Origin of the sequence: Actinomadura geliboluensis (assembly GCF_005889745.1) — a bacterium.
Taxonomy (GTDB): Bacteria; Actinomycetota; Actinomycetes; order Streptosporangiales; family Streptosporangiaceae; genus Spirillospora; species Spirillospora geliboluensis.
This window is the reverse complement of record NZ_VCKZ01000336.1, coordinates 1-10,009: the sequence shown is the minus strand read 5'-3', so window position 1 is coordinate 10,009 and position 10,009 is coordinate 1. Positions and strand designations below refer to the sequence as shown.

The following is a 10,009-nucleotide window of genomic DNA, read 5'->3' as shown; positions in this document are numbered from 1 at the left end:
GGTGGTGCCGGTGGTCAGCTTCAGCGTGATCGGGTTCGAGTTGGTGCCGACCGTGCAGTTGCTGCCGAGGATCGGGTTGATGAGCCGGACCTTCACCCCGAGGGTGATCTCGAAGTCCGAGCTGACCGGCATCTCGAACTTGCCGGCGTACTCGACCTTGGCGTACACGGCCGTGAGGAACGGGTCACCGAACAGCCCGTCCTGGACCAGCATCTTCGGCGCCTCGAGCCCTCCGAAGAGGACCTTGGTCTCGAACGTGGTGGGGTTGAAGGTGTTCGCGTACGTGAACCTGATCGGCTCCTCGATCGCCTGGTCGAAGTTCCCGATCTTGAAGGTGCCGCTCGTGATGATGCCCACGTAGCAGTTCGAGAAGGTCGGGTGCGCCCCCTCCGGGAGGGGCGGGCAGTCGGAGAAGTCGAAGCTCGACGGGATCGGGTCCGGGTTGGTCGCCGAAGCGGGGGACGCCAAGCCGAAGGTGAGAGTTGCGGCTGCAGCGAGCGCGGCGGGAAGCGCGAACCGGGAACGCCTCCGGATACGGGTGAACTTCACCAGCCTGTCCTTTCTTTGTGCCGGGAGAAATGGACACAGGGCGTCGGACGGCCACACTGTGATCCGCCGACACGGAACCGTGAGGCGGATCCCCGATGAGAGGATCCTCGATTCCCAACTGGAGGCTAATACCGAAACAATGACAGCTCAATACGCCACAACGCATGAACATGAAGATCTTTTCGCTTTGTTAGCGAATATCAAGAATGGGTCCCCCGAGCGGGATCGGTATTATCACCGACCGCATATAACCAGGCGGGGAGGACGCGTCATCCAAGGCTTGCCCAGCTCTGGCGGGGAACATGGCGGGAGGACTTGAACGGAACGGCCGCACTCGCCGCGGACTGAAAGGGTCCGCGGCGAGCCGGCCTGGCTGCACCGCGCCGGGGTGGTGCGGCAGATGCAGCCGGCTCTTACGCCCCAGCGCTAACAGACGCGCCGGGAGGAGACACTACGTGGCAAACGCATGATCGATCAGGGCCTGTCCCAGATAATCTGCTGCTTCGGAGTAAAGGCGAAGTTGGTGCCAACACCCCCGACAAGCGGGAGGCGCATCGCAGGATTTGTCCTCGTGAAACCCGAAAGACTACAGGTCGACTCGGGTGCGACTTCCAGATCATGGCTTAGCAGGTTGAGCGTACCATTGTCGTACTCTCCCAGAAACGATCCAGGCATTCCGGACAATCGTTGATTGATGCCGGATTGAGCTTGTGGATGGTTGATCTGGACCGAGCAGTCGGCGGCGCCGTCGTCGTCGACGTCCACACCGACGTTGAGCATCAGCCCGGTCACCTGCATGGTCATCCGGGTTTCGTATTCCCGGACGCTCAGCCACAACGGGCCTTCCTGGGTGCTTTCCACCACTGGATACTCGATGCCATCAGATGTCTTGACCTTGCAGCCCTCAAGGGACAGGTTACCCTTAGCGAGCATGTAGCGCGGCAGCCAGTGGCCTCGTTTGAGATCGAATCGCATGGCCATCGACTCGCACCCGAACTGGGCTTTCTCCGGGGTGCCAGAGTTTCTAGTGAGAAGGAACTGATGCCCCGTCACGTTGGTGTCCCCGCCTTGCGGAACAGTGACTGTTGCAGGCAGCGGAGCCGCATTATCGACACATTGGGCTCCAGTACGGAGATCACACCACGTTCCTGTATTCACATTTGCGTAGTTACCCGACCCGGAAACACTCGCGGTAAGGATCGGACTCAGATCTTCCGTCACTCCACAACCAGAGAAGAAGGGAATATCCAGGTCATCCACGACCAAGGTCTGACCCTCCTTGTAGTCCAAATAACCGGTGCGATCACCGCCCAGCCACGCCTTCCCCACGAAGGCGGTCGGGCTCGTCGTGCACTGTTCACCCAGGTCAATCGGCACTCCATTGACCTCGGCCTTAACCGCTTTGATCCGAACGTATGAACTCGCACCGAGCTGAGCAGTCCCTATGCCGGGCTGCCTGAATTGCTGGAATTGCTTGCGGACAAGTCGAAGATTCGCCGTGATCGGGTCATTTGGTTTCCCGGGAGGACCGGACTGCACGGCCTCTGCCACCGCACGTGTCGGCATGAATCCGAAACCCAGGATGGTGGCGGGAATGGGATTGGTGCGAGTTATTCCATATCCACGCTTTTCGTCAAGATTTGGCCCAGTAACCAAATTGCCAAAGCGATTTTCAGTCTGGAATCTCGTACTACTTTCAACGGCAACCGGGACGGCATAGCCGACCTTCTTGGCATTGAGGAACCCCGCACCTTTGATGCAAAACGGAAGTCCATCCCCAAGAATTGGATCCCGTACGGTTTTCGGAACTGCTGGAGAATCATAGAGCTTCTTCAGTACGGGATCTTCATAATTGATGGCATATCTTGGATCCGTCCCCCGAGCCGGAAGGAGCTCGCACATTTGTGTCTGGGACGCGGCCGGCTGAGAGGCTGGCGTGCTCAACGAACTCGGACCCGCCGCTTCATTCCCGCGGGCTATCCGTACGGTTCCAAGCAGGGTCTCCTTCTCCGCCGTACAGTGCAGCGCAGTCTCTGCTCCGTCCTTACTCGCGCTCGTTTCGGCCGGCACCAACGACAGGTCCAGTCCCCCGGCCGACCACGACAGTCCACCCGCTGAATCCGGGGTCACCGGCGGCGCGATCCCGCTACCGGTCAGATGCACGATTCCGTCACCGTATGAGGGTGCGGCCGCCAGAGCGAAAGCCGGCCATCCACTGTCCTGAACCCGATCAGGCGCACGGACGGCGACCTGTATCTCCGCGACTCCGCTGAGCGCGGGGGGAGCTGTGGACGAGGGCGTGACACTCGTCACTGGCGAGGCCGAGGGACCGCCCGGGGATCCCGCTCGAACCTTCGACGCCAGCTCGGCAGGAACACCAACGTCGATCTTAACCGTGCCCAGTTGGACCGGCTGCCCGACGGTTCCGGACGAGGGCGCCGTCGTTTCGATCCGCAGCCTCACCTTGTGGGTCCCGGACGTACCGGAGCATACAAGCCCGATGTCAGCACCGATGTCGGCCATCGCCGACGGGATGGTGGCTACTGTCCCACCGCCCACGATCACGGCCGTGAGCGCCCCGATCCGCGCGGCGTTTCTGAACAACCGGTGCATTGTCACATCCTTTAATCGACGGTGAACCGCACCCGGATGGCGAGCACCCGGGTGCGGCTCGAACAAGGACCGCGCCTCATCTCATGAGGTCAGTCGATCGTCGGGCTGACCCCGCTGGAGTTGACCACGCTGTACGTGCCAGCGAGCGAGACCGTTTCACCGACATCGACCAGTCCGTTGCAGCCCGGGCTCGACGCGGTGAGCACCTCCAGGTTGTTCGAGGCCCCGAACGCCACCGAGAGCGTGCCGTCGTTGCCCGTGAGCGACGAGGGATTGGTGTAGGTGCCCTCGATGTAGCCATCGTTGCCATTCGGCCCGCCGACGGTCGCCGTGCACCCAACGCTGGGCCCGTACAGCTCGACCTGGACGCCAGTCAGTCGGCCGCCCGTCGTCCCTCCCGGGCCCGAGTCGCTTCCGGGGCCATCGTCGTCAGCGTTGAACGACCACGGCGTGCCCAGGGCCGTCACCCGGGTCGGGATGGAACCGTTGGCCACGCACCAGTCGTTGGTCTGGCCGGGCGAGGAGAAGGTGACGCTGCTCAGCGTGGCGATGCCGGTGCCGGGCCGTGCGGTGCCGCTCGGCAGGCTGCCGGAGGCCGTCGAGGACGTGCACTCCAGGGTGGACCCGTTGATCAGGCCGAAGCCGATGATGGAACCCACGTTGCTTCCGGCGATGGTTCCACCGTTTTGGACGTCGAAGTTCGTCGCCGGGTCCGCAGAGGCCGGCATGGTGGTGAGGGCGACGGCGGTGGCCGCGACCGCACCAGCGGTCAGGGCCCTTCTGGCGATCTTTCGCATGTCAGTCCTTTTCCCTTCACGGGGGGTGGTTTCTTCTACTCGTAGGGACACTGACCGCGTTCTACAGGTCGAACTCCTCCGGGTTGATGGGAGCAGAACCCCGGAAGCCGAACTCCTTCGACTTCGCCGCAAGACCACCCAGTCCTGCCGTACTCATATCGGAATATACCCGCCAGTAGTGCACTTCTCAAGTGTCATCCGAACATCTTTGCTGACTTCATGGAAGTTGCCACTGCAGATTGTCAATCGCTTAGCAATCGATCATTATGTATTTATCACCGACTTATAGTCGGCTTGAACAGCCGGCGCCCGTACACGGCGGTACCCGTACACGGCAGGCCATTCGCGCGCCGATCCGCCATTCGCTGGCATGGAAGGATCTCCACTGAGCCATGAGCCTCCGTTGCGTTGAACGGCACGGAGAGCGTCCTCAGTGTGAGGCAGGCTGACGTCCGCCCGTCCGCCCGTCCGCCCAAAGCGCTGTCCGCGGCGAAGAGTGACGGCAGGTTCACCGCAACCACCTGCACTGGAATTAACCCGTTGGCCACACATCCGTCGTTGACATTTCCGAGTTAGGAGAAAGACACCGCGTCGATCGCGGAGAGTGGCCCAAGTGGTTCGGCGCGTCACCGGCAAGTGATGATGACGCGCAGAACAGCACGGACGTAGTGGAGATGTCGTACGCCGGGACGGCGCCGGGTGCACAGGCCGCGGTCGTCGCCGCGGCGGCGGCCATCCCTTTGCGTCACAACCTTCGCATCTCGACATTTCTCCGTCCCGTATCTCCCGCACTAGAAATTGACCGTAGGGCTGATTCCAGCCGCCGGCGGAACGGGACTGGTCCGGTTCACTTGGATGTAGCCGGCGAGCGCGACCGTTTGACCGACTGCGAACAGTCCGGTACAGCCCGGGGTCACGCTGGTCACCCGCAGGTTGTTCACGGCCCCGTATGGCATCGAGAGCGTGCCGTCGTTACCTGTCAGCGTCGAGGGATTGGTGTAGGTGCCCTCGACATAACCGTCCGAGCCGCCTGCGCCCGGCCCACCGACAGTGGCGTCACAGGCCAAGCTCGACGCGTACAGCCTGATCCGGACGTTGTTCAGTCGGCCTTCCATCGTCGCTCCCGGGCCCGAGCCAGTGTGCCCACCCGTGAGGTCGAAGGTCCATGGCAAACCCAGAGCCGTCACCTGGATCGGAACGGAACCATTCAACAGGCACCAGTCTTCGACCTGGCCGTCCCAGGAGAAGGTTACGTCGTCGAATGTGAAGAGGCTGCCGAGCAGGGGGCCGTCCACGGTCGGCGTGTGGCCGGTGGCCGCCAACGATCTGCACCCCTCCATGAATCCGTTGTCGACGGTGAAGAAGCTGCCCAGGTCGGTTCCAGCGACATAGCCGCCGTTCTGGATGGTGATCGGGTCGGCCGACGCCGGTACCGCCGTGAGAGCGACGGCTGCGGCCGCGACCGCCGTAGCGATCAGGGCCTTTCTGAGTGTCTTTCGCATGTCGGCCGCTTCCCTTCATCGAGGGTTGACATCTGTTCACCTCGGGTGCACTTCCACAGGTCAGATCCCGAGGGTGTCGATGGCGGAAATCATCCACTTAAAGCCGGGTCGCATCTCTCCGTGCTAGTCGATCGTCGGACTGATACCGGCTGCAGGCGGGACTGGGCTAGTCCGTCGCACGTTGTACCTGAAGGCAATCGAGACCTTTTCGCCCAGATAGTAGTATTGAGGACAGGATGTCGGACCGGAGATGTTGATTACCGTGAAGTTGGGGGTCTCAGTGAATGGCACGTCGAGTATGCCATCGCTGCCTGTGAGCACTGATGGGTTGGTGTAGATGGCCTCGAAGTAGCCGCCCGAACCGCCTGCACCTGACCCGCCGATGGTTACATCGCAAAGCAACAAAGTGTCGTGCAATTTGAGTTGGATATCGATCAGTTGGCCGTCTGTCGTCCCCCCTGGGCCAGAACCTGTGCCCGCACCTGTAGCAACGAACTTCCACGGCAAGCCCACTGGCGTTACCTGGAGGCGTCCATAAGCACCTGAGCACAAGTCGTTCGGCTCCCCGGGCGAAGAGAAGGACGCGTTTCCCAGCGCGACTACGTTATCGCCGTCCAGGGTGCCGTCAACGACCGGGTTGCCCTCCATATCCTTTTGTGTCCAGCCATCGAGCACCGAGGAATAGCATTCAAAGGTAAATCCGGTCTGCCAGCCGAAGCCGACGAGAGAACCTACGTTGCTTCCCGTAAGATATCCGCCGTTCTGAATGGTGTAGGTGACCGGGTCTGCCGCGGCTGGAGCTGCTGTGAGTGCGGCGGTAGTGGCGGTGGCTGCGATGGCGGTCAGTGCCCTTCGCGCGAGCTTCCGCATGTCAGGCTCCGAGGGTGTCGATGGCGGAGATCTTCCATTTGCCGTTTGCGTACAGGGCGTCGACGGCGAAGACGGCCGCGGAGTAGCTCGTCTTGTTCGTGTCGGTGCGGGTGTTGCGCTGGTCGGCGAAGATCAGCAGGCGGGCACGGTCGCCGGTCAGGGACTTCACCGCCGAGTCGGTGACCGACGTGGTGAGTACCTGCTTCTGCTGCGGCGCCTGCTTGCGCACCAGGGCGAACAGCTGGTTGTACTGCTGAACGGCCTTTCCAGTGAGTAGTTCCTGCGCCGCCTTCTCCGTCTTTGCCACGTCGGCGTAGTTGTAGGAGAACACCGTGTTGACGACCGTGGTCACCTGGCCTTTGACCTCGGCGGTTCGGCCGTTGTCACTAAGGGCGTCGTTCTGCGCGGAGGCCGCGCTGGTCAGGTCGCGCTCCTGGGCGTTCGACCAGGCGGCGACTCCACCGAGCGCTATCGTCAGCGCACCGAGGAGGACGACGAGGCGGGTGCGCGCGGTGCCCGGGACGAACCGGCCGGCTGAAGTGATCGCTGCCATTCGCTTTCTCCTCCCCGCTCAGGGCGTTCCGGTCGGGGCCTGGCCGAGCGCCGACAGTTTCCAGCCGTCCGAGGTCCGGGTGAGCTGGCCGGCGAACCGCCGGGTGTTGTCGACCGGCTTGCCGTCGGCACCGGTGATGGTGATGCGGACGGCGGCGATAACGGCCGCCTTGCCCGCGCGGGTGTCGAGTTCGGTGAGCCCGGATTCGAGGATCTTCGCCGTGCTGGTCGTCTTCGCCTTCTGCACCTCGGTCTTCAGCCGCTCCCGGCCCTGCACGATCTGGTCGTAGAGCTGCGCGGTCGCCGAGTCCTGCCACACCTTCAAACCCGTGTCCACCTGGCGGTAGTCGAGGGTGTTGAGGTTGACGATCTCCTGCCCGGCGACGGCGAGTACCCGGTCCCGTTCGGCGGCATAGGCCATGGAGTCGTCGCCGGACGCCGCGTGGTATGACCAGCCGAACCAAGCGGCGGCCCCCGCCGCGATCAACGTCACGAGCGACGCGATCCGGATGAGCGGGTCCTTGGAGAGCCCGCGTCGGGGCTTCTCGTCCGCGTCCTTCTCCGACGACTTCGGCTTCGACGTCTTGTCGGACTTCTTCCCAGTCGGCTCCGGGGTCTCGCCGCTCTCGTCCTCGGCCGGTTCCGGCTCGGCGGACTCGCCGCCGTCCCGGGCCTCGGGCTCCTCAGGCTCCTCGGCCTGAACCTCGGGCTCCTCGGCCGCCGTATCGGCGGTCTTCGTCTTGGACACCTGAATCCACCCCTTTCCTTCAGGCGGCCCGGAGGTCGCTGATGCGCCAGCCGTGGTCGTCGCGGACCGTGACGATGAGCTGGGCGGCGACCGGCGGACCGGTCGCCTTCCCGGCCCGAGTGGTCCGCTGGTCGAGCATGACCAGCAGGACCGCCGTCCTGTCACGGCTGAGTTTGATCAGCCCGGCCTTCGTCACCTTCGTGGTGAGGGCGAGCTTCATGACCGGTGCGTTCTGCTTCACCAGGCCGAACAGCTTGCGGTAGTCGCCGACGGCGCGGCCGGTGAGGACGTCGTTCGCGACGCGCTCGGTGGCCGCCGGGTCGGTGTAGGTGTAGGTGAAGATCCGTGCGACCTTCGCCGAGACGTCGGCGACGACCTTGCCGGTATCGGCTTTGTCGACGAGTGCGCGGTTGGCGGCCGGTGACCGCTCGCTTCTCCTGTCGGCCCAGCTGTCGACGGCGAAGGCGGACAGGCACAGCGCCACGGCGAGGGCCACCGGCCACCCCAGCCCGGCGGCCCGCTTGAGTCGGGAGACAAGCGGGCGCCGGGCGGTCTTCTTTGCGCGCTTCTTCCGCGGGGCCGGGTCACGGCGCGCGGCGCGCTCCTCGGTGATGCTCATGGCCCGCTCCCCCCGGGTGCCAGCGGTTTCAGCGAGCTGATCTTCCAGATGCCGCCGACGCGCTGCATCTCGACCTCGTAGCGCTTGCGCTGCTCGGTCCCCTGCGCGGCGCCGGCGGCGGGCTCGGTGAAGATCCGCACCGAGGCGAGGACGGTGGCCTCGCCCGCCGACCGGTCGAGCGCGGTGACGGCGAGCGCGGTGACCCGGCCGTGCGAGGGGGTCTTCTGCTTGGCGAACTTCGCGCGCGCGTTCGGCATGTCGCGTTTCAGGGCGTCGGCGAACGGGCCGGTGGCGACGTCCATCCAGTGCGTCATGTCCAGGTCGGCCACCTTGGGGTCGATGCTGTTGACCAGCGCGAGGTCACGGACGGCGGTCCGCGTCACGTCGTCCCGCGCGGAGGCGAGATCGTGGTCGGCGCCCCGGCCGGACTGGAACAGCGACCAGAACGACAGGCCGAGGAGGACGGTGGCGGCGGCCACGAGGACGTAGCCGGCCGGGCGGATCCACCGGATCAACCGGGCGAATCCGCGCGGCACCGCCGCCGCCTCCTCGGTCATCGCGTGCCTCCGAGCCCGAGGAGGGTGGCGAGGTCACCGGACGTCGGCGGCCTCGCACCGGCGGACAGCCCCAGCGAGTCGATCAGACCGGCCGATCGGGTGCCGCTCAGCGTGCCCGGCTTGGCCGGCGCCGGGACGCCCTTGTGCGGCGCGTTGGCGGAGCCGCGCACGTTGATGCCGGTACTCGGGCTCTCCGCGCAGTGCGCGTCGGTGTTGAACGGCGGCGCGGGCGACTCGTCATGCCCCTCGCGGTAGCGGGTCTTGCCGTAGCCGCGCGTGCAGGGCTGCGGGTTGAAGAACGTGGTCACGAGGCCCATGCGGAGCAGACCGTCATCGACAATGCTGGGGCCGATGCCCGCGACCTTCGGGAGGTTGTCGAGCATCTCCTCGATCGCGGCCTGGCGTGGAGAGCCGATGCGCGCGGTCGTGAGCAGGTTCGCCAGCAGGACGCTGAGGCTCGGGTCCAGGTCGCGGAGCAGGGCCGACATCTCGTTCGCCGCGCCGGGCCCGGCCGCGATGAGCTTGCGCAGGTCGGTGTCGGAGTCGCGGAATTGCCGCGCGAGCAGCCGGGAGTCGGACGCGAACGACTTGAACGCCCCCGACATCTCGTTCTGCGTCTGCAGCACCACCTGCCCGTTGTGGATCAGCGCGCGGGTGTCGGGGAACGCCGCGTCGGACGCTGAGACGAACCGGGCGCTGGTGTCGAGGAGCTGCTGGAGGTGCGGTCCCTGCCCCGCGAACGCCAGCCCCAGCTCGTCGATGAGCGTCTTGGTGTCGTTCAGCGGCAGCGAGGCGGTGAAGTCGTTGACGCTCTTGAGCGTCTCGTTCACCGGCGCCGGGACGGTGCTGACGCTTCGCGGGATCGTGGTCCCCTCCGCGAGGTAGGGTCCGGCGTCGGCGCGGGGCCGCAGGTCGACGTACTGCTCACCGACGGCCGAGCGGTTCGCCACGACCGCCTCAAGGCTTCGGGGGATGTCCGGTGACGAGTTGTCGATGTGGAGTTCGGCGACGACGCCGTCCGAGGTGAGGTCGAGCTTGCCGACCTTGCCGACGGTGACGCCCCGGTAGGACACCGCCGACCCCTCGAAGAGGCCGCCGGTGCTGGGCAGGTCGAGCCGGACCGTGTAATAGCCGCGCAGCCCGACATAACGTCCGACATCGGCGTAGTTGGTACCGATGTAGGCTGTCTCTTATACCCATCT

General features: G+C 64.8%; 9 protein-coding genes and 1 pseudogene. All 10 read right to left on the bottom strand.

The annotated features are described in order from the left end of the window. Positions 1 to 549, bottom strand: a pseudogene (locus ETD96_RS33495) (hypothetical protein); the annotation flags it as partial. A gap of 474 nt (positions 550 to 1,023) precedes the next feature. Continuing rightward, positions 1,024 to 3,072, bottom strand: a complete 2,049-nt coding sequence (locus tag ETD96_RS33490; RefSeq protein WP_171069362.1) for a hypothetical protein — start codon at positions 3,070 to 3,072, stop codon at positions 1,024 to 1,026. Positions 3,073 to 3,251: 179 nt separating this feature from the next. Next, positions 3,252 to 3,959, bottom strand: coding sequence for a hypothetical protein (locus tag ETD96_RS33485; protein ID WP_138640493.1), 708 nt, complete (start codon positions 3,957 to 3,959; stop codon positions 3,252 to 3,254). A gap of 791 nt (positions 3,960 to 4,750) precedes the next feature. Beyond that, a complete protein-coding gene (locus ETD96_RS33480; protein WP_138640492.1) occupies positions 4,751 to 5,461 on the bottom strand; it encodes a hypothetical protein in 711 nt (236 codons plus the stop codon). Between the two features lie 123 nt (positions 5,462 to 5,584). Continuing rightward, positions 5,585 to 6,331 (bottom strand): hypothetical protein, encoded by a 747-nt coding sequence (locus tag ETD96_RS33475; protein ID WP_138640491.1) that lies wholly within the window; start codon positions 6,329 to 6,331, stop codon positions 5,585 to 5,587. A gap of 1 nt (position 6,332) precedes the next feature. Then, the gene (locus ETD96_RS33470; protein WP_138640490.1) at positions 6,333 to 6,884 is read right to left on the bottom strand and encodes a hypothetical protein; all 552 of its coding nucleotides are present in this window, start codon (positions 6,882 to 6,884) and stop codon (positions 6,333 to 6,335) included. Between the two features lie 18 nt (positions 6,885 to 6,902). Continuing rightward, a complete protein-coding gene (locus tag ETD96_RS33465; protein ID WP_240808410.1) occupies positions 6,903 to 7,631 on the bottom strand; it encodes a hypothetical protein in 729 nt (242 codons plus the stop codon). 19 nt (positions 7,632 to 7,650) lie between these two features. Further along, positions 7,651 to 8,250 (bottom strand): hypothetical protein, encoded by a 600-nt coding sequence (locus ETD96_RS33460; RefSeq protein WP_138640489.1) that lies wholly within the window; start codon positions 8,248 to 8,250, stop codon positions 7,651 to 7,653. Further along, complete coding sequence (locus ETD96_RS33455) at positions 8,247 to 8,807, bottom strand: hypothetical protein (protein ID WP_138640488.1); 561 nt, start codon at positions 8,805 to 8,807, stop codon at positions 8,247 to 8,249. Before ETD96_RS33455 ends, ETD96_RS33460 begins: the two co-directional genes overlap by 4 nt. Then, a complete protein-coding gene (locus ETD96_RS33450) occupies positions 8,804 to 9,946 on the bottom strand; it encodes an MCE family protein (RefSeq protein ID WP_274704664.1) in 1,143 nt (380 codons plus the stop codon). Before ETD96_RS33450 ends, ETD96_RS33455 begins: the two co-directional genes overlap by 4 nt. Between the last annotated feature and the right edge of the window lie 63 nt (positions 9,947 to 10,009).